Source organism: Clostridium sp. JS66, assembly GCF_033561535.1.
Classification (GTDB): domain Bacteria; phylum Bacillota; class Clostridia; order Clostridiales; family Clostridiaceae; genus Clostridium_AM; species Clostridium_AM carboxidivorans.
In genome coordinates this window covers 1,393,517-1,420,244 of sequence record NZ_CP131467.1, presented here as the reverse complement: position 1 = coordinate 1,420,244, position 26,728 = coordinate 1,393,517, and the positions used below count along the sequence as shown (strand labels likewise).

Here is a 26,728-nt window from a genome sequence, read left to right as displayed (position 1 = left end):
ATAAATTATATCATTTTTAATCCCTCCTTTGCTTCAGCTACAAATTAATTATACTAGAGAATTTTTACAAATAACTTATCAAAGTTCTTACAAATTTCTTAACAAAAGATTTTATTGGAAATAAAATAAAAGCTATGAAAGTATGATATTATACTCATATTTCACAGCTTTCTATTTTTAATTCAATTTTTTCTTAAAATAGATTCGATAAACTATTCTATAAAATTAAAACTCTATCTAATTTTAAAGCTTCCAGATATAATCACCATTTTTGTTTATATATCTAGTTCTATTTTCAAAAACAACTTTTGCAACACCATCTACAAATTTTGATACTTCATCAAAAATTGGCTCTATAATGAACTTTCCTGCTTTATTTATGTATCCCCATTTACCATTTACCTCTACAGATATTAAATCTTCACTTATGGTATCTACATTATCAAATTTTACAGGAATTATTTCAACTCCAGATTTATCTATAAAGCCATACTTCTCTTTAATAGCAACTGCTGAAAACCCTTCATAAAAGTTATCTGCCCAATCATATTTAGGTGAAATTATCATTTCTCCTTTTGCATTTATAAATCCATATTTACCGTTGCCCTCTATTACTGCTAATCCTTCAGAAAAACTACTAGCTTCCCTATACTTAGGAGCAATTACAGTATCTCCTGATTTGTCAATATATCCATATTTATTATTTACTTGAACCACTGCTAGCCCTTCAGAAAATCCATAAGCATAATCATATTTTGCTTCTATTACTTCCTTACCAAGCTTATCTATATATCCTAATTTACCTCCTGATTGAACCAAAGCTAAATCTTCTTTAAAATCATCTGCATATAAAAATTTGGGCTCTACTAATATTTTTCCTTCTTTATCTATGTAGCCCCACTTATATCCTAATTTTACTGCTGCTAATCCTTCTGAAAAATCATAAGCCTCATCATATTCAGCTTTTACAACCAATTTTCCTGTGTTGTCTACACAACCATACTTTCCATTTATTTCAACTATCGCTAAGCCTTCTTTAAAATCATAGGCATCATCATATTCAACTTTAACTACTATATCTCCTTGTTTGTTTATAAATCCAAAATTTTCTCCAATGCTTACCATAGCTAATCCTTCACTGAATTCTTCAGCATAATCAAAATTAGGTTCTATAGAAATTTTTCCTGTATTGTCTATATATCCATATTTACCATCTAATTTTATTGGATAAAGTACTTTTTCCATTTTGCATTATCTCCTCTACTTATCAAATAATCCGCCTGTCTTCTTATTTATGATAGCTTTTCTAGTTCCACCTATATTTTTGTCTGCTCTTAAATGTGACCCTTGCTGAGCACTTTTTTTCTTTTTAGCTTCAATTATTTTTTTCATCATTTCAATATTTTTATCTGACATTTTCTATTCTCCTTGTATATAGCATAATATATTTCTTATTATCACATTATACTATATTATTTTATTCTATTTGCATTAATTTATAAATTTTCTACACAACATAAAGTGATTTAATGGATTTTTAAAATATGTTTTTTTATAAATATTCACTTTTTTTACTATAATAGGAGTAATGTGAAGGTATACTTAACTGCAATGAATATATTAATTATTTTGCCAGTATTTCAGTAAGATATTTGCTATAATGCCGTTTAATAACTATCTTTAAATATGATAACATGTACATTGTACATCTATAATTATAAAAAATAAATTGATAGGTATAACTATAGCTACTATAATTCTTTAATAAAAGAAGTGATATAATAGCTGTAAATAATATTTTGATTTTCCATATAAAAGGTTTACATTGTTTTTAAATTATATATAAAGTAAGGACCGAATATCTTTTGATAAAGGCCCTCAAAAATAGGAGGAATGACAATATGGAAATAAACAGAAAAATTGACGAACTTAAAGAAGGCTTAATAAAGTCTTCTCAAGAACTTGTAAAAATTAAAAGCGTTGAAGAACCCGCAAAAGAAGGTATGCCTTATGGTGAAGGTGTGCACAATGTACTAAATAAAACTTTAGAAATTTGCCAAAACCTTGGTTTTAAAACAGTAAATATGGATGGATATGTTGGCTATGCTGAATATGGTGAAGGAGAAGATTATGTTGCTGTACTTGGCCACTTAGATGTAGTTCCAGAAGGAGATGGATGGATATATCCACCATATGGTGCAGAAATTCATGATGGAAAAATATATGGAAGAGGAACTATGGATGATAAAGCTCCAATGGTAGCTGCACTTTATGGACTTAAGGCTATAAAAGATTTAAAACTTCCATTATCAAAAAGAGTTAGAATTATATTTGGTACAAATGAAGAATCAGGTTGCAATGAAATGCCTCACTACTTGGAAAAAGAAAAAGCACCTGTATCCGGTTTTACACCAGATGCAGAATATCCAATAATATATGGAGAAAAAGGTATTACGATATTTGATGTAACTAAAAAATTAACTTTAAAAGGCACTGGAGATGTAATCATTAAATCCTTAAATGGCGGCCAAAGAGCCAATGTAGTTCCTGACTACTGTGAAGCATTAATATCAACTAAAAATACTGAAGCTATTATTAATGCTGCTAAAGAATTTAAGAGCAAAACTGGTTATGATGTAACTGCAGAAATTAAAGATAATATGATAGTTGTAAAATCAGTTGGTGTTGCTGCCCATGGAAGTCTACCTCATTTAGGCAAAAATGCCATAATGCAAATGTTTAAGTTCCTTAGAGAACTTCCTCTTGGAAAATGTGATATTGCAGATTATATAAATTTCTTTAATACGTATGTTGGATTTGAAACTGATGGAAAATCCTTTGGAGTAGGTCTTGAAGATAAAGAATCTGGTAAACTATCATTTAATATTGGAACAATATGTATGGATGAAGAAAAAGTTTCTATGGCACTAAATTTAAGATATCCTGTAACATTTAAATATGAAGATATGATGACACCATTTAATCAAAAAATAGAAGCTGCTGGTATGGAAATCGAAAATATGCTGCATCAAAAACCTTTATTTTTCCCAGCAGATCACCCTATTATAAAATCATTACAAAAAGTGTATACAGAACAAACTGGTAAAGAAGCAAAACTTCTTGCAATTGGCGGAGGTACTTATGCTAAAGAAATGCCAAACATAGTTGCCTTCGGACCAATATTCCCTGGAAAACCTGACCTTGATCATCAGGCAAATGAATACATTGAAATAGATGACTTAATACTTAATGCTAAAATCTATGGTCATGCAATTTATGAACTTGCAAAATAGTTAACATTCTAACCTTAGTAATATAAAAATATTGTATTGCAATATTTTTATATTACTAAATCTATGTACTACAAATCATAACCTAATTTTCTAGCTCTATAGTAACAAGATACAAGTCCTGCTACATCATATCTAGCATCATGAAAATCAACGTCTTCGCAATTAAAAAGCTTTTTAGCACCTTGAAGCACTTTATTCTGATCTACTCGAAGAAAATCCATAGTCTCTTCTAATCTGGGACTTTTTAGTCGTCCAGTTTTTGTCTTTGCATTTACTTTTGATTTAAAATACTGCATAGTGCAAAAAAACTTAGCAGGATTCCAATGGATACTATTTAATCTCTCAAATTCAGCAGTAACAAATTTCTGATCAAATTTTACATTATGAGCGATAAAAATTCCTCCTTTTAAATCTGCAGCTACTTCTGAAGCTACATCTTTAAATCCTTGTCCCATAGATAAAGTTTTCAACCTTTCTACACTAAAACCATGTACAGCTTCTGCAGATGGTTCAACATAATCTACATCAAAGAAAAAATTCTTTGCAAAACAAACCTTTTCTTCCCCTCTAGAATTTATATCACAAACACAATATGTAAGTTGTATAATTTGTCCTGGTTCAAGTCCTGTAGTTTCTGTATCTAAAAAAATTTTTTTCATATGAATGTACTCTCCTTATTATGTTCAGTTTAATGTTTATTTTAATATATTATAATGAATTTTTTTGTAAAGCTCTACCTACATTTTACATTATTCCTTTATAATTATAAACATTACATCCACTAAATGCCATAACAATAATATAAAAATATGTGTTAAAATAAAACGTAGAACAGTATAAGGGGTGAGGGTAGATGTTTTTAAGAAAAAAATTTTTAGTAGTTTTAGCATGTTTTTTATTTGTGTTTTTTGGCACTTCTATGAAAGTATCAGCTAATGCTTCAACTCAAAGACTTGGTGGTGTAGATAGATATGAAACATCAGTAAAGATTTCTCAAAATAATTGGGACAAATCAGATTGCGTTATACTAACTTCAGGTGAAGACTTTCCAGATGCTTTAAGTGCAGCACCACTATCAAAAAAATACAATGCACCTATTTTATTAACAACAAGAAATAGTATAAGCAGTAATGTACTACAAGAAATAAAAAGACTAGGTGCAAAAAATGCATTTATAATAGGAGGAACTGGGGTAATATCTGAAAATATTAATAAACAATTAGACAGTCTCAATATAAGCTATACTCGAATATATGGACAAGATAGATATGAAACTAGTGTAAAAGTAGCAGAACTTATAGGAACAAACAATGGAATTTTTATTACTTCTGGTGAAAATTTTCCTGATGGAGTATCAGCAGCTCCTATTGCAGCTGCAAAACAAATGCCTATACTTCTTACCACTAAGGATATATTGCCTGATAGTGTTAAAAACTTTATTGAAAAAAATAACGTAAATATGGCTTATATTGTTGGCGGCGAAGGGGCTGTTAGTAATACTAGTATCAATTTTAAGAATAGTAAAAGATTAAGCGGAATTGACCGATATGCTACTAACTTAGCAGTTATTAATGAATTTTCAAGTACTATAACTTTTAATAATGTATACTTAGCTAATGGAGAAAATTTTGCAGATGCTCTATCAGGGTCTGCTGCCGCTGCAAAAAAATCATCACCAATTGTTTTAGTAAATAACTCATATAATACAAAAAATTCTATAATTAAAACTAATTTAAGTAGTATATCCACTATAAGTATATTAGGTGGAACTGGTGTAATTTCAGATTCATTAGTAAATAAGCTTATAACTGGAAGTGGATCAATAAAAATAGCTTTAGACCCAGGCCATGGAGGCTATGATTCTGGCGCAGTTGGTCCTACAGGAGTACTTGAGAAAAATGTTAATTTAGCTATAACACTAAAAGTTGGAAAAATCCTCCAAGATAATGGTATAGATGTTGTATACACTAGAACTAGTGATAATGTATCCTGGCCTTCAGATGTAGGACAAGACCTCCAAGCACGATGTGATATAGCAAATAATGCGGATGTCCAATATTTTGTATGTATCCACGCTAATAGTGCAGATGATCCAAGTGCTAATGGAACAGAAACATATTATCTATCAGGCAGCCCTGAAGGTCAAAAATTAGCACAATCAATACAACAAGAATTGACTAAAGCTATAGGTTTGCAGGACAGAGGAATAAAAACAGCAGGTTACTATGTTTTGAAAAATACTAATGCGCCAGCAATATTAGCGGAAATTGCATTTATAAGTAATCCTACTGAAGAAAAACTATTAAATGATGATAGTTTTCAAAATAAGGCTGCACAAGCTGTAGCAACAGGAATACTAAAAGTAGTAAATCAATAAATGTAAGTTTATAATATAAGTACATTGCGACACAACTTTTTAGATGGAGTCTGCATTGAAAACATTTGTAGGTTTCAGCATTATATTTTTCAACGGCATAAACAATAAGTCTCTTTTGAGGTATTTCTACAAAATAAAAAACGACTTCTTTTTAAACTAAGTATATTAACCAAACATCAGGCTCTACCTTAATTCTTAATTGTCATAAGTTATGATTATGAATACAATTTTGACTTACTGAAATTGTATGTAACAATGCAATTAAATGCATACACTTGAACTTGATAGTTTGAATTTTAACTTTTATGCAGTGATATATTATAAGGGTGCACTCACATTAGCTAAATTGTTTTAGTATTATTCTTAGCTCAAAATTTTTGAAAGCCTTAGAACTTTAGTCCTGTCTGAGGGAACCGAGTTTGACAAAGTTCTTAGGTTTTAAAAAGTTTTGAGCTTTAGAATAATTAAAACATTTAGCCGTGAGTACACCCTTATAATATATCATGGAATAAAAGTTAAAATCCAAACTTCCACTGCACCCTTATGTCGCATTATGCTTTTTTTGTAAAGTTTATTAAATTATTTTTTTAATAATATTGACACGATTGTTATAACTGTATATACTGTTCATATACAGTATATTATATATACACACTCTTTTGCAAGGAGAATCTTACTATGAACATAATTATTTCAAACTCAGTTGGTGAACCAATATACGAACAAATTACAAAACAAATAAAAAATCTTATTTTTAACGGAAGTCTTTGTGAAGGTGAGTCTTTACCATCCATAAGAAACTTAGCTCAAGAATTAAAAATAAGTGTTATTACCACAAAACGAGCCTATGAAGAACTAGAACATGATGGTTTTATTGAAACTATTCCAGGAAAGGGTTCCTATGTTGCCAGTCAAAATAAGGAACTCTTAAAAGAAAAAAGATTAAAAATTATTGAAGATAAACTTTTAGAAGCTGTTGAGGAAAGTAAACTTGTAGGTTTGTCATTAAATGACTTAAAAGAAATGTTAGACATATTGTTTGACAGTTCCTCAAGTTAAATATATTGCAGTAATAATGATTATGGAGGATTACTATGAGTAATATTTTAGAAATTAAAAATTTAAGAAAAGAATATAAAGGTTTTACATTAGACAACATAAGCTTTAATCTACCAAAAGGCTTTATTATGGGATTTATAGGCCCAAATGGAGCTGGAAAAAGTACCACTATAAAGCTAATAATGAATCTAATCAAAAAAAATTCCGGTGAAATAAAAATTTTGGGACTTGATAATATCAAAAATGAAAAGGACATAAAACAAAAAATAGGTTTTGTTTATGATGAAAATTATTTTTACGAAGAATTAACTTTAACAGAAATGAAAAACTTGATAGCTCCATTTTATAAAAATTGGGACAATACAGCTTTTAATAAATATATGTCAGATTTCAATTTACCTGAAAAGAAAAAAGTTAAAGAACTATCAAAAGGAATGAAAATGAAGTTTTCTCTTGCCATTGCCCTTTCTCATAAGGCAGAACTTATTATTATGGATGAACCTACTTCTGGTCTTGACCCTATTTTCAGAAGTGAAATGCTGGATATTCTTTATTCAATAATACAGGATGAAAATAAAGGAATACTTTTTTCAACTCATATTACTACAGACTTGGAAAAAGTTGCAGATTATATAACCTTTTTAAATAAAGGAAAAATAATATTTTCTGATACAAAAGATGATATTCTTCAAAACTACAGTATTGTAAAAGGTGATAAATCTCTCTTAGATAGTGATACAAGGAAAGAATTTATTGGTATAAGAGAAAATTCCTTTGGCTTTGAAGCTTTAACAAATAATACTGAAAAAATTAAAAGACTGTTTAAAAACAATTCTTTAATTGAAAAAGCTACTTTAGAAGATATTATGGTTTATACAGTAAAGGGGATATAAAAATGTTAAACTTAATTTTAAAAGATGTTCTTATTCAAAAAAAATATTTACTTTTTTCTATTTTATACACTTTGTTTTTTGCCTTTTGTTTTAAATCTAATACTTCTATGATATTCGATATGCTTCCAGTGATGATTTCATATGTGCTTATATCTGGAGCTTGTGGTTTTGATGATAAGAATAAATCTGAAATAATGCTTAATAGCCTGCCTATAAATAGAGTTAACTTAGTAATATCAAAATATCTATCTACAATACTTTTTATATTCATTGGAATAGCTTTAGTATTCACTTTTTCAACTATATTAAACATCTCTGGTTTTATCCACATGAATAGACTAATGAATTTAGAAGATGTTTTTGGAACCTCTATTGGCACCTTGATTATGAGCTGTTTACACTTTCCTCTTTACTTCAAATTGGGTTATCAAAAAGCTAGATATTTTATGGGAGCTACATTCATGTTGATTTTTGCTATTGTAATGATTTTGGTTAAGAATGTTAACAAAACTTCTATAAACTTTATGGCTTATTTAAATAATCAACCTGATTGGCTAATAACTAGCTTTATTGTTGTAATTGCAGCTATACTATTTCTTATTTCCATACTTCTTTCAATAAAATTTTACATTAATAAAGATTTATAAATAATTTTTTAAATTTCTTTGGCTTTGAAGCTTTAACCAATAATACTGAAAAAATTTTAAAAAACCATTTAAAAATAATTCTTTAATTGAAAAAGCTACTTTAAAAGATATTATGCTTTATACAGTAAAGGGGGTCTAAAAATGTTAAATCTAATTTTAAAAGATGTTCTTATTCAAAAAAAATATTTACTCATTTCTGTTTTATATGCTTTATTCTTTGTATTTTGCTTTCAATCCAATGCTTCTATGATATTTGCCATGATTCCATATATGATCCCATATATGCTTATATTAGGAGCCTGTGGTTTTGATGATAAAAACAAATCCGAAATAATGCTTAATAGCTTACCTATAGATAGAACTACCTTAGTTATAGCAAAATACCTATCTTCACTGTTTTTTATATTTATAGGAATACTTGTATCATTTGTTTTTACAACTTTATTAAATTTCTTAGGCTTTGTCCACATGAATAGACTAATGAATTTAGAGGATATTTTGAGTATTACCATTGGAGTCTTAATTATTTGCTGTGTATATTTCCCCTTCTATTTTAAATTTGGCTATCAAAAATCAAGATATTTTCTCATTGCTATGTTTTGTTTGTTTTTAGGTACTACAACTTTTTTAGCTAGTAATATAATAAGAGTTCCTAAAAATCTTATATCTTCTTTAAATAGCCAGCCTGATTGGCTAATAGCTAGCTTCATTGCTGTAATTGCAGCTATACTATTTCTTAGTTCCATACTTATTTCAATAAAATTTTATATTAATAAAGATTTATAAATAGCTTTTTTAACTTCATAACTATTCTTTAAAATACTATAATAAATTAATAAAAAGTGTAATTCTGAATAAAATGTACCCTATAGAGTAGACAAAGAAAAAAGAGTCTACCCTATAGGGTATTTTTGTTATAATAAAACAAGCTGAGATTGAGAGATTGGGGTAGGTTGAATGAGCAAGAAAATATTCACAAATGAAGAACTAGAAATACTATCTAAGAACAAATATGTTAAGCGCGTCAGCGCGAAGGGAATAACCTATACTGATGAATTTAAGCGCATCTTTATAAGTGAGGACGGAAAAGGCAAGTTTCCAAGGCTAATATTCGAAGAATGCGGATTTGACATAAATATTTTGGGGAAAAAGCGCATAGAAATGGCAGCTTATAGATGGCGTACTGCGTACAATAAGGAAGGTGTATTAGGATTACAGGATACCAGAAAAGATAATTCAGGGAGGCCTAGAGATACGGAACTCTCCATCGAAGAAAAATATGAACGTCTTAAGGCGCAAATTAGTTTGCTTAAAGCTGAGAATGAATTGTTAAAAAAACTCGATATGTTAGAAAGGGGGATGATGAAAAAGAAATAAGCCTACCGGCTGAACAGAAGTTCAATCTTATTAAGTTGGTAATTACAAAGCATAAGTTGAAAAACTTGATTAGTTATTTATGCAAAATAGTAGGTGTATCGCGTTCTGGATACTATAATTATTTTTCATCAAAATCCCATAGAGCAAGGAATAAACGCACTGGTAAGGATGAGATGTCGAGAGATATCATTCTAAAAGCATATAACTTTAAAGGACGCAAAAAAGGAGCTAAGCAAATAAAAATGACATTAGAAGGTGAATTTGGAATCGTATACAATTTAAAACGTATTCGAAGGATAATGATAAAGTACGGAATTATTTGTCCTATTAGAAAAGCAAATCCTTATAGAAGAATAATGAAAGCTACTAAAGAACATACCACCCTGCCTAATTTATTAAATAGGAATTTTAAACAAAATACACCTGGGAAGGTGCTTCTCACTGATATAACTTACTTATTTTACGGCAATGGTAAGAAAGCATATCTATCAACAATTAAGGATGGATCTACTAATGAAATTCTTTCATATAATCTATCAGATAAATTGACGCTTGACATAGCTACAGATACGATAGACAAACTAATAAATGAAGGACAAGTTAAACTTACTATAGATGCATTTATTCACTCTGATCAAGGCGCTCACTATACAAGTCCTAAGTTTCAAAGCCTAGTGAAAGGCTACCGCCTAGGACAATCCATGTCAAGGCGCGGTAATTGCTGGGATAATGCGCCGCAGGAATCGTTTTTTGGACACTTTAAAGATGAATCGTACATTAAGTCATGTGAAACTTTAAGTGAACTTAAGGAAGAAATCGAAAACTACATGTTTTACTATAATAACTATAGATATCAATGGGGACTAAAAAAGATGACTCCTGTACAATACAGAAATCATCTTCTTAATTTAAAATAACTCTTTTTTTATTGTCCTTGACAAAGGGCACACTTTAGAACTTTCATTTCAGTATTATACTTTTTTATATAAAACATCTCTAAGTTGAATTTAATTTGCTTATAAAAATACTTCTCTTCTTTAAAATAAAAGATCAATATACAAATTCTAACTTATTATATTTTATACTAGGATTTACTTCTAAATTACTACCTAATTCACATTTAATATCCTTTTTTATAGATGCTTTGCTAAGAAAATAAAATATTCTGCCATAAGAAAAATACCTATTCCTATACATGTAATAATCATTGTAATAATACTTTTCCTGATATTCATAAATAATCCACCTTTATATTGTGCCTAAATGACATTTTACCAGCTTTGCTCGGGTAAGAAGTATTCCTCATAATCAAACTACTTCACAGGACTCTAAGAATCCATTGATATTGAAAACTACAAAAACTTATACAATGCAACTTAATGATGTAATCATATAAGGTATATAACTAACATGTCTTTTGTAAAATAACGGTGAAGTTGGATCTAATAACTCAGTGCTAAATTTACCAAATGCATAAAGGCCAAAGGAAAATATTAATACTACCATTATTAGAAAAATACTTAAAATGTCAAACTTTACTACAGAATCATTTTTTAATGAATAATATCTATAAATTAAAACTTCTGCACCTAATGATATTAATACTAATGGCCAAAACTTAACAATAGTAAAATCAATTGGAAAGTTGAAAACATTTATTAAGAGATATAGTACTCCAACAATTATAAACACCCCACCTAAAGTTAAAGTTCCTACTCTTCTTCCTTGCATTTTTCTTCACCTGCCTTTAGATAAAGGACCTTTTTTTTTCTTAAAAGAAATAATCCTAAAACAATGAAGAAAACAGACATACCAACACATTTTATATATCTTATAACTGAGTAATCAATATAACTACTTGCTAGTGGAACTATTATATTATTAATTAATGCTAATATACCTACAATAATTAAAAAATATCCAATATACTTTTCCATAGATCTGTTTCCCCAAAAATCTTCTTTGTGCTGCATACTAGAAAATATTTTTAAATTTGAATCCACTAGAGGTTCTTCACTCATAACTTTTGACCTCACATCAAAAATACTGTAAAACCATATTATTGGTAAAAAGACACCTAAAAACTCCAAACCAATACTAGAACTTAAGAAAATAGTAAAGAAAAATAGCATCATAAGCTCAATTCCTTGTCTTGTAAGTCCTAAATACATATGTCCTGCTCCTGGTAACATAGCAAAGAAGGTTGCCATACTTTTTGAATTTTTCACGATATATACACTCCTTATTATTTAAACTTTATTATGTATCCATTGTATATTGTAAATCTTAAAATAAAGCTCAATAGTTTCTTAATATTTTCTTAATATTAAATGTGTTTATTACATAAATTACTGAAAAAATCTTATTTACAAAAACTACATAAACAGTCAATTAAAAATTCATATATTTTTGATATACTTAACATCATATTAAAGAATTAGGGAGTGAAAAAATGGATAAAGAGGGTAAATTGAATAAAAGTAATTTTATAAAAGAAGCTAAAGATTTAATATTTGTTATAGTAACTGCTTTAATTATGGCTTTGCTCATTCATAGTTATGTTTTTGCAAGAGTTGATGTAGATGGACCGTCTATGCAGTCCACTCTTCATGATAAAGATGTTCTATTTATTGAAAAAGTAAGTACAGAAATGAACAAAATTAAAAGAGGAGATATAATAGTATTTGATTCTAAAGATGTTAATGGATCTAATTACATTAAAAGAGTTATTGGTATAGAAGATGATAAAATAGAATTAAAAGACGGTAAAGTATATTTAAATGATCAAGAACTTAATGAACCTTATCTAGATCCTCAAACAGTTACACAACCTCTTACTTCTCAAACAAAGTTTACAGTTCCTAAAGGCTGCATATTTGTGCTTGGAGACAATAGAACCAACAGCACTGACAGTAGAATATTGGGACCAATTAACTTAAAAGATGTAAAAGGACATGCTGTTGTAAGAGTTTTTCCATTTAATAAATTAAAGAACTTTTTTTAGATATATTAATAAAAAAGAACTGGATTAGTTGTTATTTAATAATTCAGTTCTTTTTATCTATGTTAATTATTAAAATTTTTCATAGTGCATATACTACCTATAAACTTAACTTGAGTAATCTTTTAAGTATAAAACTAAAATTTGAAATACACTATGGAGGAATACACTATGAAAATAAAAAATAAAGCAGTATTAATTACGGTTTCATGTCTATTTATCATTTTTATATTGTTTAACTGCACTATACCAATAAGTTTTTATAATAATGTTAAAGCATCACCAAGTTCTATGGATGAAAAAGTTATATATTTAACCTTTGATGATGGTCCTAGTACTAATGTAACAAATAAAATGTTAGATATTTTAAAACAACAAAATGTAAAAGCTACTTTTTTTGTGGTTGGATACAAAATAAATGGTCGAGAAGATATTTTAAAAAGAATGTATAGCGAAGGTCACAGCATAGGATTACATACCTATACTCATGTGTATAAAAAGGTTTATGCAAGTGATAAAGATTTTATAAATGAAATGAATGAAACTTCTATGGAAATAAAGAAAGTACTTGGTATAGAACCTAAAATAATAAGATTTCCTTCTGGAAGTAAAAAACACCTAACTAAAAATCTTTTAGAAGAATTACATGCAAAAAATTATAAAATATATGATTGGAATTTATGTACTTCTGATGGAATTAATTATAACATCAAGCCAAATAAACTATATAGGGAAGCTACTCAAAAATGTATTAATCCTAACAAAATATTTTTACTCATGCATTGTGATGCAAACAATAAAAGTACCTGTGATTGTTTAGAATCTGTTATACTATACTACAAAAATTTAGGCTATCATTTTAAACCTATTACCCCAGATACATCTGAATACTATTTTAGAGTGAAAAACTAAATGTTAATATTATATATAACAAAATAAGTTAACTGTCAAAATCACAGCTAACTTATTTTTTAATAGTTTAAAACTCTTTTTATTTCTTTTGATATATTATAAAATGCTTTTTCATCTTTTCCATCTAATGCGCCATCTGCTAATGCATAAAGTGTACTTAAATATAATTCGTCTCTTTCTTTTTTACTCAATGGATTAATCAAAAATCCCATTTCATAACCTAGAGAACTCATAATTTCCTTACCTTCATAAATGTTTTCTAAAACATTTATATAAGTCAACAATTCCTTTTTTAGTAGTGTAAAAAATATTCTACTTGAAGAATTTTGTTTATGCTTTACAGAACATATTTTTACATGATCCTTGTCAAGAGAACTTAGAATTATTTCACCTTCAAATTCCACAGTAAAACTTTTTTCTAAATTTGACTGATTATTTGCTGCATCAATAGTAAAGTTAGTTAAAAAATCTATATATCGTTTAAAAACTTCCTTAGTAAAACTATAAGTATTTGAATGAGTTTTACCATTATTATTCTTCTTAAATGATACATTGTAAGCATCTTTGCCACTAATGTATTTTTCTATAGAAGCAACCATAGAATCCGTTGATTTATTCAATGTTCTTTTTGGTATAAATTTTGTGCCATATGCAAAGCTGTCATTTTTAGTATTTTCATATAATACAAAATTATTAATTTTCATAAAACAACTCCCCATTTATATAAATATATATTTCATTATAAGCGAAAAAAGTCGTTTTATGCTGTTATACATAATATTAAAAAAATTAAAAAAATAAGGCTTAAATCACCTTATTTCAATAGCAAACTAAATATACGTAAATTTTTCTAATTATTTATTATAATAAACACTTTTTTATAAAAAAATACCTAGACAAATTAATACATTAAGCTAAATTAACAAAAATTCAGCTTAACGAAATTTGGTTTAATAACTTATCTAACTATTTTTTCTTGAATAAAGCAAATCCCCCCATAATAGCTATCACCAATGAAGATACAGCAATAGTAATTACTGTTTTTGTTCCTAACTTTTTCAAATAAACTCACCTCCGCAAATACAACCAAAATATTTTGATTGTTACTTTTTTATATATTTTTCATTTAATTCTGTCAATTTATATGATTAAATTATAATATGCATTTATACAACTTTCAACACTTTTATATATACAACTTATAAAAAGTAAAAACATGACTTAATATAAGAAAGTGAAGTTGTAAGATAAAAGTAGACATGAAAAAAGCATGTCTACTTTTTTCATGTTAAAATCAAGTTAGAAGGATGTGATTATGATGAGTAGAACAAAAGGTGGTCAAAATAAAAAATGGTCTAAGGAAGAAAAACTCCGTATTGTCCGTAGATATTTTGATGAAGGTATTGGTCGGCCAACTTTAGCAAAAGAAGAAGGTATCGCAAGTGGTATGATTGCAACATGGATTCATAAATATTTAAATGAAGGTGAAGCTGGCTTAGAAAATAAAAAGAAATCAGGAAATAAGTTTGCAGCATTACATAGAAGCAAATCAATGAAGGAATTAGATCGACTTCGTTTAATTGTAGCAAAACAAGAAATCGAAATTGAAAGGTTAAAAAAAGGGTACATGGTGAAAGGAGTTGGTGCAAACAAGGAGTTCGTTTCTATAAAAGATCCGAGTACGAAATAATTGACAACTTAAAAGTTAAATATTCTCTTAAGGCTCTTTGTATTTTAATGCAGGTTAACCGTTCTGGGTACTACAAGTGGAAATCCCGTCAGGGTGTACAGAATCGATATGAGAAAGATAGGGAACTACTTACAGATTTACTGAAAGAAGCTCATAGCAAACATAAATCATATGGATATCATAGACTCGCTGCAGTCATCCGCAAGGAAACTGGGTGGTCGTTTTCAGATAATCTTGCACATAAGTGCTGTAAAATCAGTGGCATCAAATCCAAAGTTAGAAATTATAAATATAGGAGACCTGGGAATGAAAATATCGTTTATCCAAACATAGTTAAAGGAAAGTGGAATGCTTCAAAACCATTAGAATTAGTAGTTTCAGATATGACTTGCCTTAAACATAGAGGCCGCTTATACGAATTAACGTATATTATGGATACATACAACAATGAGATTATTGCACATCACCTCACATCTAAACCCGGTGATAGACGTACCTACTTTTTATGTTTGAAAGATTTAAAGAAAAAAATTGAAGAACAAACAACTCCAGTCGTTTTGCACACGGATCAAGGAGCAGTCTATTCTTCAAGAGCATTCGCAAAAGCTCATAATAATTGTAACATAATTCGCTCTATGTCGCGAGTAGGAACTCCAACAGATAACCCAGTTATTGAATCAATAAACGGTTGGATTAAAGATGAAATGGCAGTTGATTTTAGATTTTGGGAAGAAGATGATCTATTTGAATTTGTGGACAGATACATCCATTATTACAATAATGATAGACCAGCATATGCATTAAGTTATCAAAGCCCCATTCAGTATCGAACTGAACGAGGCTTTGGTTAATATTGCTTTTATTGTTGTCTACTTTTAGTTGACAACTTCACTTAATATAAGAAAGTCATGCTTTTATAAAATTCATGATATTTTTACTTTACCAAATTATTTTTCAAATAAAAAAATAAGTAATATTTACTATCACTTATCCATGTAATCTAATAATTGGTGCAGGTGAAGGGAGTCGAACCCCCACGCCGTTGGCGCTAGATCCTAAGTCTAGTGCGTCTGCCAATTCCGCCACACCTGCATATAAAATTACAATTTACAAATTAATATTTGTAAATTAAATAATTTACTTATTAATTTTTATTTGGTGGCTTACCGGGGAATCGAACCCCGGACAACATGATTAAAAGTCATGTGCTCTACCAACTGAGCTAGTAAACCAATGGCTGGGATGGCAGGATTCGAACCTACGCATGTAGCAGTCAAAGTGCTATGCCTTACCGCTTGGCGACACCCCAATTTGTATTGTGCATTTCCTCAGCACAGTTATTAATTATACTGGCAAACATATAATTTGTCAACAGTTTTTTGCATTTTTTTTATTATCTTTTCTATTATGCATTCTTTTCTACAAATTAGACACTTTTGTACCTTAAATTACAATACTAATAAATTATTAATTTATTATCCAATGTATTACTTTAGGTGAATTCATTAATATGGTTAATATAAATGGAACTAGCATTGCAGCTGCCAGAATAACCCATATTATTTTAACTGTTGCCTTTTTCAAATTACATACCTCCTTTCTTATTTATCCATTTTATATAACTATAATACACTCTATATATTTACAATTAATGAATTTATCGTAAAACTTTTATTAGTTTTATTCTAAATAACCACAGAAAAATTTTCAATTTTAGCATGGACGTTTCCAAAAATAAATACTATAATAGTAAAGTATTCTATAAATTTAAACACTTAATGTCGATCATACAATTCAATAAGAAGTGTTCACCTTGATCAACCACTTCTTAAAATAATAAAACAAGGAGGAAATGATATATGATTCGTTACAGTGATATAACCAATAAAAATCAAAGAGAAATTGTCCTATTAAAGGCTTCACCCTGTGCATGGGGAAAATGTACCTTCTGCGATTATATAGAAGATAATAATAGTGACACTCAATTCAATGTAAATTTCAATAAGGAAATTTTAAAAAATGTTACAGGAAAGCATAATGTACTGGAAGTTATAAATTCAGGCAGTTGTTTTGAACTACCTAAAGAAACTCTAGATGATATAAAAAATGTACTAGATTCTAAGGGTATAAAAAAACTATTTTTTGAAAGCCATTGGATTTATAGAAACAGACTTGAAGAAATGAAACAATTCTTTAATATTCCTATTATATTTAAATGTGGTATTGAAACTTTTGACAACCATTTTAGATGTGAAGTTTTGAAAAAAGGGGCTGTATTTTCTGGCCCAGAAGAAGTATCAAAGTACTTTAACTCCATTTGCCTTATGGTAGGAATTAAAGGACAAACAAAGGCAATGATAAAGACAGATATAGAATATCTACTAAAGTATTTTAAACATGGATGTATAAATATTTATGTAGAAAATTCTACACCATTTAAAAGAGATGAAGAACTAATTAGCTGGTTTAGAGATAACTATAGTTTTCTTGAAGAAAATGATAATATAGAAATACTTTGGAATAATACTGATTTTGGCGTTGGAGGTAATTAAAATGAACTTAAAGAAATTAATTAAAATTGCAATAACAGCCGCACTATATGCAGCATCTACTATGGCTATTGCTCCTTTAAGTTATGGAGCAATACAATTTAGATTTTCGGAAGTTATGACACTTTTAGCATATATAGACCCTATTTATATTCCTGGTTTAGTGCTTGGATGCGCGCTATCAAATATATATAGTCCTCTAGGTCTTATTGATGTGTTAGTTGGAACTACAGCTACCCTTATAAGCGTTTATATGATAAGTAAAACCAAAAATTTATTTATTGCTACTCTTTGGCCTACTATAAATTGCGTGTTTGTAGGTGCTGAACTTTACTTTGTACTACATCAACCATTTTGGATCTCTACATTATATGTTTGTCTAGGAGAGTTTGTTGTTGTAACCTGCATAGGTTATCCATTATTTAGATTATTGTTAAAAAGAAAAGATGTACTTAATGTATTAAAATATTAATAACTCAACTTTTATAATTAAGAATGAAAAATTAATAGTGAAGGATGATTTTTTCTGTTACATTACAAAAAATCATCCTTCTTTATAGTCTATTTATGTATTTCAAATACCTTGTCTAATCTAGTCATACTAAAAATCTTCATAACTTGTTCATTAATTGAATAAAGTTTAAGACTTCCATTTATACTTTTACACTTTTTATAAACTGAAACCAAAACTCCAAGTCCTGTGCTGTCAATAAAAGTACATTTTCTAAAATCTAATGCAAAATTTTTTTCTCCATCCTTCATTAAATAGTTAAACTTTTCCCTAAGTTCATCTGCTTCATCTACTGCGAAATTTTCTGGCATTTCAATTTTAAATTCATTCATTTAAATCACCTCAAACTATAAATTTTTCCACAAGATTGTTTAATGATATTGCTAATGCACTAGATTCTTGAGCACTAGCAGCCACATTTTCAATTGCCGAATTTTGTTCTTCAGCAGATGCAGCAACCTCTTCACTATTAGCTGCATTATTCTCAGTAGCAGTTGCAACTGTATTAATAAGATTTATTATCTTATCAGATGTAGCCACTTCATCCTTTGTAACATCTACTATTTGCTCTATATCCTTTGATATTTGTTTTACAGCGTCTATAATACTAACAAAAGATTTATCTGTATCTTTTACTATGGTAACTCCATTTTCTACTGCATTTTTACTTAAGCTCATACTGTCTACAGCTTTTCCTATTTTAGTTACCATTTCACCTATCAATGAAGATACCTCATTTGCACCAACATTAGTTTCCTCGGAAAGTTTACGAACTTCTTCTGCCACTACAGTAAATCCTTTTCCATGTTCTCCAGCTCTAGCTGCTTCAATAGCTGCATTTAATGCCAACAAGTTGGTTTGAGATGAAATATTATTTATAGTACTAATTATTCCACTAACTTTTTTAGAAAGTTCTTGTAAAACCTTTAGTGTATTTTCTGTTTCAGCTGATGCTTCGCTAATATTTTCAATAGCTGAAACTGTCTGTTCAATCTTATTTCTTCCTTGTTCTGCACTATCCATAGTATGCTCTGAATTTTTTTTGGCTGTAACTGCTCTACTTTGTGATATTTGAACTAAGCTTGATAGTTGAACTAAAACTTCTGATACTTCTACAACCGAATCGCTTTGAGCTTGAGAATTTTGTGCAACCTGCTCTATGGTATTTGCTATTTGTTCTGTTGTAGAACTTATTTCTTCATTGGAAGCTGCTAGCTCTTCTGAAGATGCTGTTAAACTTTCAGATGCCTCTCTAATATGATGTATTGTATTATCTTGATGGTCAATCATTTTGTTAAAATATTCACCTAAAGTTTGTATTTCATCTTTTGTATTTATTTCAGCTCTTACTGTTAAGTCCCCATCTCCTGCCTTTGTCATTAAACCTTCTAAGTATTTAATAGGATTTATTATGTTTCTTATAGTAAGCCTGTATGCTAAAAATACTGCAATAATTACAGATAATATAGCTATTAGAATAGTAAATTTCTTGATAGTTGCAGCTGGGGACATATATTCCTTATAATCAGCAGTTACTGCTATAAACCAATTGCTAACAGGAACGAATTTTACAAATTTTCGAGCTCCACCATAAGTATAATATCCTTCTGCTGCTTGTCCCGATTTAGCTTTATTAAATAAAGTTTTTAACTGATCATTATTATCATTTAAAATGTTCTCCTTAAGTATCTTTTCACTTGTAGGATGATAATCAATTAAACCATTTTTATCTACTATATAGCTATAACCATCATTTCCTATTTTTACTTGTGAAGCATATTTTGAAATATATTCAAATTTAATAGTAGCCCCTACTATACCTGTAACTTTATCATTAAGTTTTAACGGAGCAGCAATTACTATTACTGGTTTTCCTGTAGTTTTAGACGTTATAACCTGACTTATGTTCTTGTTTCCTTTTAAAGCATCTTGTACATAATCACGATCACTTAAATCAACATTAGGTTTTTCGGATTCACTACTTATAACTTCCTTACCAGAAGCATTTGTAATGAATACATCCTCTAGTTGATTACTATTTTGTTTTTCTAATTGAGCTAAATAACTAAAGACATCAGCACTACTTTTCTCATCACCACTTGCAATGCTAGATAACCTACCATCTAAACTTAACATTTCAACATAACTATTTACTGAATTTATACTTTCATTTATTAATTTAGCTGTTTGATTTGTAGTACCCTCTAATTGTTGTTCAACTGTATTTTGCATTAAACTTGAAGTTCTAAAATACGAAAAACTTCCTAAAACAATAAGCGGAATAGCTATAAATACAAAAAACATCAAACCTAACTTGTTTTTTAAACTCGTCCTCATTTTAATACCTCCATATTTATAATTGTGATAATTTATCCTGCTAATGTTTTTTCTATAATCACCATATTGGGCTTTAACTCAATATGGTCTGAAAGATTTTTGATAAGGAATAATCCTCTTCCCTTATCTTCTAAAATATCTTCATCATCCAAATGATCATTAATTATTACATTTTTAAGTCCAGTTCCACAATCTTGAATTTCAAATTTTACGCTTGAATCATCATATGAATATCTCAAATAAATAGGTTTATCCACATTCATATTATTTCCATGCTTAAAGGCATTTGTTAAAGCTTCTGTTAAGATTAATTTTATATCAAAATCATATTGTGAAGCATTTAACTCTGAAATAACTTTATCAATAACCTGTTTATATTCTGATAAACCATATAAAATAAATTCATTACTTTTCACTTGCATTCCTCCTAAACTATTTAATTTCTAAGGCAATAAGTGTACTATCATCCTTCAAAGCTCCAAAATCAGCAATTACATTATTTAAAATATTTTTCATATACTCTATAAATTCAGTTATTGTATGTTCCTTAAGATAATTATCTTTAATTTCGTAATCATCAAATATAAATTCCAATCCATCTGTAGGAAAATAAAATCTATCTCCCTTTTCAAAGGAAATTACTTTTTCATCAAATTCTCCATCTTCAAACATACCTAAGAAAGGGCCCTTTACAATAAACTCCTCAGCACTGCAATTACTTTTTTGAAACATAAATTGATTTATTCCTGCACCTGCTATTCTTGCTTCATTTTTCTTTAAGTCTAAACTAAAACAACATGCTGCTATATATTTGTCTAAGTAATTTACAATTTTTTTGTTCAAAATTTTAACTATTTCACTTGGATCATAACTAATTAAAATTGCTTCACGAAATAGCACAAAAAATGCCAACACACTAAGAGCTGCTGTGATTCCTTTACCACTAACATCTCCAACTATCCCAATCGCCAAATCTTCATTAACTTTATATATTTTAAAAAAATCGCCGGTTACAGTTCTAGCTGGCATATATAATGTTTCCATTTGAATTTTTTCTGGAATAGGTGATATGGTTTCGATATATTTTTTTTGAAATTTAGCAGCCTGATTTAGCGCTCTTTTAGTTTCTGTAATATTTCTAATTACTGCTTGAATAGCTGGTCTACCTTTATATGTTAAATAACTAGCAGATATCTCTACTTCTACTGTAGTTTGATCATATCTAACAATTTTATGATCAGATGTACTCTTCGCTCTTTTTTCTTCTAATATTTGCTTTATTTTTTTGCGAATAGTTTTTACACTTTCACTTTCTATATATTTATATATACTTTCTCCAATAATCTTACTATAGTCTGTACCTACTAACTTGCAAGCTTGATGGTTTGTTAGAACAATTCTATTGTCAACTACAATAGCTATAGCCTCAGGTGAAAGGTTAACTATCTTACGATATCTTTCTTCACTTTCTTTAACAGTGTTAGCCATTATCCTTTTTTCAGTAATATCTTTTAATTGTTCAACAACAAATATTATTTCACCAGAGTCATCTAAAACTGGATTGTAAGTGCACTCCATAAACCGGTTAAATTCTGGAACATACTTTTCTATTATTATCATTTGCTTAGTTCTTATGGCTTTTTCTACATCACAGCTTTCACAATTTTTTTTTCTGTTTAAAGTTTCAAAACACTTCTTCCCTCTAACTTCACCTCGAGTCTTATTATAAAATTTGTATCCAGCTTCATTAAAAAACAAAATTGTATTATCCGAACCAAATACTCTAATAATATCAGGAATTCCTTTTAATACACCTTCTAAAAGTTCTAAAGTATAATCTACATTACTTGTTTCATATTTGTTAAAACGTGTTGTGCTATTAATAAAACTTTCTAAATTCAGTTCACTTTTTTTCAATTCATAGTTCAAACAATACCACCTCTGTATCAATATAAATAATAAAAATATTTATATCTAAAATATAATTATTATTGTAAAACATTTTGTGAACTTATAATAAAGCTATATTACTAAATACAATTTAATATCAACTTACATAGCCTAACTATAATAATATACTATTTACGCATTTTTTTAAAGTTACATTATGGGAAACAATTCATTAAAAGTAAGTTATTATCGTTTACAATATATAAAATATATGCTTGCTTAAATGCTGAAATTAAAAATAAGCTTCAATGGCTGCAAACTCCATTAGAAGCTTATTCTTACACCTTAAAATTTAAAATCTTTTAGTAAATCTGCTAAACTAGTACCTGCACTTTCATTATCATTGAATTTATCTAAATCCTCTTTTGGTTTTTCAACTGCATCTTTAATACTTAAGCTAATTCTATTTTCCTTATTATCTATATCTAATATTTTTACTCTAACCTTATCTCCTAAACTTAGTACATCTGAAGGTTTTGCTATCCTTTCCTCTGATATTTCTGAAATATGAACAAGTCCTTCTACTCCAGGCTGAATTTCTACAAACGCTCCAAAGCTTGCAAGCTTCGAAACTTCACCTTCTACTACATCTCCAATTTTAAATTTATTACTTACACTTTCCCATGGGTTTTCATTTACATCCTTTAACGCTAATGCTATTCTATTGTTTTCTTTATCTACAGATAATATATAAACTTCAACTTTATCTCCTACAGAAACCACATCCGCTGGATTATTAACTCTCTTCCATGATAATTCTGAAACATGAATAAGTCCATCTACTCCACCTAAGTCAACAAATGCTCCAAATTTAGCAAGTCTACTTACTACACCACTTCTTTTTTCTCCTGGTTTAATGCTATTTAAAAGCTGTTGTTTCTTTTGCTCTGCTTCAGCCTTTTCTATTACTTTTCTAGATAAAACAACCTTTTCATTATCTTTATCAAATTCTATTACTTTTACAGTTAAAGTTTTACCCACAAATGGCTTTAGATCTTCTACATAAGATAATGACAACTGAGATGCAGGTATAAATGCTCTTATACCCTTTATGTACGTTACAACTCCACCTTTTACTACTTCTTTTACTGTTGTTTCAACATCTGATTTTTCTTCAAAAGCCTTTTTCAATTCATCCCAAGCTTTTATTTTATCTGCTGCCTTTTTAGATAAAAGTACATTACCTTCACCATCATTCATATCTAATACATAAACATATATTTCTTCATTTTCTTTTAAAATATCACTTAGATTGTCTTCTTCATTTTCAACTACTTCACTTTTAGATAGTATTCCATCTGACATATATCCTATATTTACTATTGCATCATTTTCTGTTACAGATATAATCTTACCTTTTACAACTTCTCCTCTTCTAATTGATTTCATAGATGATTCTATGTCCTCCATAAACTCCTTCATAGAATTTGTATCTTTAATTTCTTCTGACATCTTTATCTCCCCTAACTTAATAATTTTTGTCTAAAACACCTAAGTAATATTATATCTAACTTTTGTTAATTATTGTACACAAAATTAACTATAAAATTTATTAAATTTAAAATTACTTTCAAATAGCTTGTCACATTTATAAACTTTTATATTAGACTATATTATACTTACATCTAAAATATTTATTCAAAAAGAGTTGGCAATCTAATTGTCAACTCCTTCTTCCATACTTAATGACCTTTTTTCTTTTGCTTCTTTTTTTCCTGTTTAAGTTCAAACTGCCTTTTCTTTTCTTCCTCTTTTTTAGCCTTAGAAACTTCTTTTCTTTCTACTTTTTTACTTTCCTGTTCTAGCCTCATTGTTTCTTGAGCCTTAGTTGATATTCCCTTTTTTTCAGTTTCTTTTTTTACTTTTTTCTGAAGCCTTTTAGCATTTATTTTCTTCTCTTTCAAGTCCATCAATTTAATAGGTTTAGTAAACCTTAGCTTATAAAAATTACGAAGCATAAATTCATAAACCTCATAATCCTTAGGCTCAGAACCAAATGTTACTTTAGAAACCTCATAAAGGCTATTTGAAGTTCTTTCAAATACTCCTACCCAAAACGGATCTTCGAAATAAACAGTAAGCTTAATATTCATTTTTTTCCCCTCCAAATTAAATTCATACAGAAAATGGACATCCCGAGGGGGAAGGCTACTGACATATTAAAATTACTTAATATGCGTCCGGACTACCTACCGAACTGTGTTTTTATTCCTGCAAATAAATTCTACAATATTTGTGATTGCTGTGCAAGTAATATTTTTCCTGCGGAAAATGAGCATTATGCAACATAATTTTTCTTGAGACGACAGATGACAATTGTCCTCTAAAAATAATAAAGTTATCTACTATTTATCTAAATTTTTATATGCTTTGTATCCTAGCATTGATTCTGCACTTTTAACAGCTCTTACGACTGCTTGTTCAACTACTCTGGCAGCTAAAAGTCCCACTACACTTATATCTGCTTCTATTTTTCCTGTACCCATAGTGAATATTGTATCTCCGTCAAACATTGAATGAGCAGGTCTCATAGTTCTTGCATATCCATTGTGGGACATAGAGGCTATTTTATTCATTTCTGACTTTGTAAATTTACCATTAGTAGCCACTACTCCTATTGTAGTATTACCACTAAACAAATTTTTCTTTTCTGAATATCGTGATATCATAATTTCTTCTGTATTTGCAAAAGTTTTTTTATCTTCCTTCAAAGCCCCAGCTATAATTTTTCCTGTAAAAGGATCTATTACATCTCCAAGACAATTAACTGCAATACATGCACCAACTTGAAGTTCTCCTACTTGAACAGCATAACAACCTAATCCACCCTTCATTGAATATTCACTGCCTAATATCTTACCCACGGTGGCACCTGTACCAGCTCCTACATTACCTTCTCTACATTCATTTAATTCAGCATTTTCACAAGCTTTGTAGCCCATAAGTTTATCTGGCCTTATTCTATAATCTCCAATAGCTAGATCGAATAATACAGCAGAACATACTATTGGTACCTTTGTAACAGTAACATCAAAACCCACATTCTTTTTCTCTAAATATTCCATTACTCCACTAGCTGCATCCAATCCAAAAGCACTTCCTCCTGCTAGTATTACTGCATGAATTTTATCTACCAAATTTACAGGGTTCAGCAAATCTGTTTCCCTAGTACCTGGTGATCCTCCTCTAACGTCTACTCCAGCAGATGCTCCTTCTTCACAAATTACTACTGTACAACCTGTTGGTCCATTTAAGTCTTCAAAATTTCCTATTTTTATTCCTTCTATGTCACTAAAACTTATTTCCTTCATTTTTTATACTCCTTATTTAAAACCTTTTTCTATAATTTTATCATAATATAGATAGTATTTTTTAGGAGAAAACTAAATATTTTTAGAGAACAAATAACAAATATCAAATAAGGATATTTTATATTTGTTATTTGGACTTTGAACTTTTGAAATGCTTTGTGTCACAATTTACTTATTATATTAAGTTAAAGTTTTGTATGTGCGAAAGTTGAGTTTATTGCAATTTAGCCCCTATTTTTCTTGATTTGTTTAACATTTTTTCGGAAATATTTCTATTTGTTTTACTTCCTGACTTTACAATCTTACCTACTATCTTATATCCACCATAATGCAAAACTTCTTTTACAGATTTCATTGCGCCTCTACTTTCTGCCGCTATAAAGTTAAATGGCCATGGTGTACTGCATGATACAACTATCACTGCTTTTTTTCCTTTCTGCCTTGCTATTGGCATGCCACTATCACTTTCTCCCATAAAAACTGGAACATTACGTTCAAACAAAACTTTCAGTTGAGAACTCATATTTCCCCAATAAGTAGGAGTTCCAACTATCAATACATCTGATTTTTGTATTTTTTCTCCAATAGAGTTTGCATCATCTTTAGGCAATACACATTCATTATTTGTCCTACATTTCATGCAGGCTATACATGGTTTCATTTTTAAATTGTATACATCAATCCATTCTATTTCATTGTTATCTTTTGAACCATTAACTATTTCTTTTAATAAATTATAAACTATACCATCTTTACGTGGACTTCCATTTAGTACAAGTATTTTTTTCATTACACACCATCCCACTATTTTCTACTTTAAT

Annotated in this window: 27 protein-coding genes and 3 tRNA genes; 13 read left to right on the top strand and 17 right to left on the bottom strand. The window is 28.9% G+C overall.

The genetic code is table 11. The features are described from left to right. Positions 1-243 precede the first annotated feature (243 nt). Both Q6H37_RS06805 and Q6H37_RS06800 read right to left on the bottom strand, forming a co-directional pair. A complete protein-coding gene (locus Q6H37_RS06805) occupies positions 244-1,245 on the bottom strand; it encodes a WG repeat-containing protein (RefSeq protein WP_318740288.1) in 1,002 nt (333 codons plus the stop codon). Positions 1,246-1,260: 15 nt separating this feature from the next. Further along, positions 1,261-1,416, bottom strand: a complete 156-nt coding sequence (locus Q6H37_RS06800; RefSeq protein ID WP_007064043.1) for a hypothetical protein — start codon at positions 1,414-1,416, stop codon at positions 1,261-1,263. A gap of 485 nt (positions 1,417-1,901) precedes the next feature. Between Q6H37_RS06800 and pepV the strand changes: the two genes are divergently transcribed. Beyond that, positions 1,902-3,293, top strand: coding sequence for a dipeptidase PepV (gene pepV / locus Q6H37_RS06795; protein ID WP_318740285.1), 1,392 nt, complete (start codon positions 1,902-1,904; stop codon positions 3,291-3,293). A gap of 68 nt (positions 3,294-3,361) precedes the next feature. On the opposite strand, the gene Q6H37_RS06790 is transcribed toward pepV, so the two are convergent. After that, entirely contained in the window at positions 3,362-3,952 is a 591-nt protein-coding gene (locus Q6H37_RS06790) for a 3'-5' exonuclease (RefSeq protein WP_318740283.1), read from the bottom strand. 194 nt (positions 3,953-4,146) lie between these two features. On the opposite strand from Q6H37_RS06790, the gene Q6H37_RS06785 reads away from it, so the two are divergent. The 6 genes from Q6H37_RS06785 to Q6H37_RS06760 all read left to right on the top strand — a co-directional run bounded on the left by Q6H37_RS06785 (position 4,147) and on the right by Q6H37_RS06760 (position 10,563). After that, positions 4,147-5,670 (top strand): cell wall-binding repeat-containing protein, encoded by a 1,524-nt coding sequence (locus Q6H37_RS06785; protein ID WP_318740281.1) that lies wholly within the window; start codon positions 4,147-4,149, stop codon positions 5,668-5,670. Between the two features lie 678 nt (positions 5,671-6,348). Further along, positions 6,349-6,729, top strand: coding sequence for a GntR family transcriptional regulator (locus Q6H37_RS06780; RefSeq protein ID WP_318740279.1), 381 nt, complete (start codon positions 6,349-6,351; stop codon positions 6,727-6,729). 35 nt (positions 6,730-6,764) lie between these two features. Then, the gene (locus Q6H37_RS06775) at positions 6,765-7,622 is read left to right on the top strand and encodes an ABC transporter ATP-binding protein (protein WP_318740277.1); all 858 of its coding nucleotides are present in this window, start codon (positions 6,765-6,767) and stop codon (positions 7,620-7,622) included. 2 nt (positions 7,623-7,624) lie between these two features. Beyond that, positions 7,625-8,269 (top strand): ABC-2 transporter permease, encoded by a 645-nt coding sequence (locus tag Q6H37_RS06770; RefSeq protein WP_318740275.1) that lies wholly within the window; start codon positions 7,625-7,627, stop codon positions 8,267-8,269. Positions 8,270-8,410: 141 nt separating this feature from the next. Beyond that, positions 8,411-9,055, top strand: coding sequence for an ABC-2 transporter permease (locus Q6H37_RS06765; protein ID WP_318740273.1), 645 nt, complete (start codon positions 8,411-8,413; stop codon positions 9,053-9,055). 171 nt (positions 9,056-9,226) lie between these two features. Then, positions 9,227-10,563, top strand: a protein-coding gene (locus Q6H37_RS06760) for an IS3 family transposase (RefSeq protein ID WP_318740271.1) whose coding sequence is annotated in 2 segments (ribosomal slippage) — positions 9,227-9,614 and positions 9,614-10,563 — 1,338 coding nt in all. Because the reading frame shifts where the segments join, the coding sequence is not laid out codon by codon here. A 445-nt stretch (positions 10,564-11,008) separates the two neighbouring features. Here the strand turns inward: Q6H37_RS06760 and Q6H37_RS06755 are convergent. Continuing rightward, positions 11,009-11,377 carry a LiaI-LiaF-like domain-containing protein gene (locus Q6H37_RS06755; RefSeq protein ID WP_318740270.1) on the bottom strand — a complete coding sequence of 123 codons (369 nt, stop codon included), beginning with the start codon at positions 11,375-11,377 and terminating at the stop codon, positions 11,009-11,011. Then, positions 11,359-11,874: a hypothetical protein gene (locus Q6H37_RS06750; RefSeq protein WP_318740268.1), complete on the bottom strand. Its 516-nt coding sequence runs from the start codon at positions 11,872-11,874 to the stop codon at positions 11,359-11,361. Before Q6H37_RS06750 ends, Q6H37_RS06755 begins: the two co-directional genes overlap by 19 nt. Positions 11,875-12,098: 224 nt before the next feature. Between Q6H37_RS06750 and lepB the strand changes: the two genes are divergently transcribed. Further along, positions 12,099-12,650 (top strand): signal peptidase I, encoded by a 552-nt coding sequence (lepB, locus tag Q6H37_RS06745; protein ID WP_318740266.1) that lies wholly within the window; start codon positions 12,099-12,101, stop codon positions 12,648-12,650. A gap of 168 nt (positions 12,651-12,818) precedes the next feature. Continuing rightward, entirely contained in the window at positions 12,819-13,559 is a 741-nt protein-coding gene (locus Q6H37_RS06740) for a polysaccharide deacetylase family protein (protein WP_318740264.1), read from the top strand. 59 nt (positions 13,560-13,618) lie between these two features. Here Q6H37_RS06740 and Q6H37_RS06735 read toward each other — a convergent pair whose 3' ends face one another. Next, on the bottom strand, positions 13,619-14,263 hold the full coding sequence (locus Q6H37_RS06735; protein WP_318740262.1) for a hypothetical protein: 645 nt from the start codon (positions 14,261-14,263) through the stop codon (positions 13,619-13,621). A 611-nt stretch (positions 14,264-14,874) separates the two neighbouring features. Here Q6H37_RS06735 and Q6H37_RS06730 point away from each other — a divergent pair. Further along, a complete protein-coding gene (locus tag Q6H37_RS06730) occupies positions 14,875-15,249 on the top strand; it encodes a transposase (protein WP_318733555.1) in 375 nt (124 codons plus the stop codon). After that, entirely contained in the window at positions 15,246-16,100 is an 855-nt protein-coding gene (locus tag Q6H37_RS06725; RefSeq protein WP_318742896.1) for an IS3 family transposase, read from the top strand. The genes Q6H37_RS06730 and Q6H37_RS06725 overlap by 4 nt, the downstream gene beginning before the upstream one ends. A 157-nt stretch (positions 16,101-16,257) precedes the next feature. On the opposite strand, the gene Q6H37_RS06720 is transcribed toward Q6H37_RS06725, so the two are convergent. From Q6H37_RS06720 to Q6H37_RS06710, 3 genes are all read right to left on the bottom strand, one after another. After that, positions 16,258-16,341: transfer RNA gene (locus Q6H37_RS06720), tRNA-Leu, on the bottom strand. Between the two features lie 64 nt (positions 16,342-16,405). Continuing rightward, a tRNA-Lys gene (locus tag Q6H37_RS06715) sits at positions 16,406-16,481 on the bottom strand. A 2-nt stretch (positions 16,482-16,483) separates the two neighbouring features. After that, positions 16,484-16,558: transfer RNA gene (locus Q6H37_RS06710), tRNA-Gln, on the bottom strand. 550 nt (positions 16,559-17,108) lie between these two features. On the opposite strand from Q6H37_RS06710, the gene Q6H37_RS06705 reads away from it, so the two are divergent. Next, positions 17,109-17,801 (top strand): radical SAM protein, encoded by a 693-nt coding sequence (locus Q6H37_RS06705; protein ID WP_318740260.1) that lies wholly within the window; start codon positions 17,109-17,111, stop codon positions 17,799-17,801. Position 17,802: 1 nt separating this feature from the next. Beyond that, entirely contained in the window at positions 17,803-18,270 is a 468-nt protein-coding gene (locus Q6H37_RS06700) for a QueT transporter family protein (protein WP_318740258.1), read from the top strand. An 89-nt stretch (positions 18,271-18,359) separates the two neighbouring features. On the opposite strand, the gene Q6H37_RS06695 is transcribed toward Q6H37_RS06700, so the two are convergent. The 8 genes from Q6H37_RS06695 to Q6H37_RS06660 form a co-directional block, all read right to left on the bottom strand. Next, entirely contained in the window at positions 18,360-18,641 is a 282-nt protein-coding gene (locus tag Q6H37_RS06695) for an STAS domain-containing protein (protein ID WP_318740256.1), read from the bottom strand. A 10-nt stretch (positions 18,642-18,651) separates the two neighbouring features. Further along, positions 18,652-20,646, bottom strand: coding sequence for a methyl-accepting chemotaxis protein (locus Q6H37_RS06690; protein ID WP_318740255.1), 1,995 nt, complete (start codon positions 20,644-20,646; stop codon positions 18,652-18,654). Positions 20,647-20,678: 32 nt separating this feature from the next. Beyond that, positions 20,679-21,068: an ATP-binding protein gene (locus Q6H37_RS06685; RefSeq protein WP_318740253.1), complete on the bottom strand. Its 390-nt coding sequence runs from the start codon at positions 21,066-21,068 to the stop codon at positions 20,679-20,681. Positions 21,069-21,078: 10 nt separating this feature from the next. Next, a complete protein-coding gene (locus Q6H37_RS06680; protein WP_318740251.1) occupies positions 21,079-22,575 on the bottom strand; it encodes a PAS domain S-box protein in 1,497 nt (498 codons plus the stop codon). Between the two features lie 306 nt (positions 22,576-22,881). Continuing rightward, positions 22,882-24,048: a 30S ribosomal protein S1 gene (gene rpsA, locus Q6H37_RS06675; RefSeq protein WP_318740249.1), complete on the bottom strand. Its 1,167-nt coding sequence runs from the start codon at positions 24,046-24,048 to the stop codon at positions 22,882-22,884. Positions 24,049-24,278: 230 nt separating this feature from the next. Then, positions 24,279-24,689, bottom strand: a complete 411-nt coding sequence (locus Q6H37_RS06670) for a YjdF family protein (protein ID WP_318740247.1) — start codon at positions 24,687-24,689, stop codon at positions 24,279-24,281. 252 nt (positions 24,690-24,941) lie between these two features. Next, positions 24,942-25,907 (bottom strand): P1 family peptidase, encoded by a 966-nt coding sequence (locus tag Q6H37_RS06665; protein ID WP_318740245.1) that lies wholly within the window; start codon positions 25,905-25,907, stop codon positions 24,942-24,944. 214 nt (positions 25,908-26,121) lie between these two features. Then, positions 26,122-26,697 (bottom strand): flavodoxin family protein, encoded by a 576-nt coding sequence (locus Q6H37_RS06660; protein ID WP_318740243.1) that lies wholly within the window; start codon positions 26,695-26,697, stop codon positions 26,122-26,124. Positions 26,698-26,728: the final 31 nt, after the last annotated feature.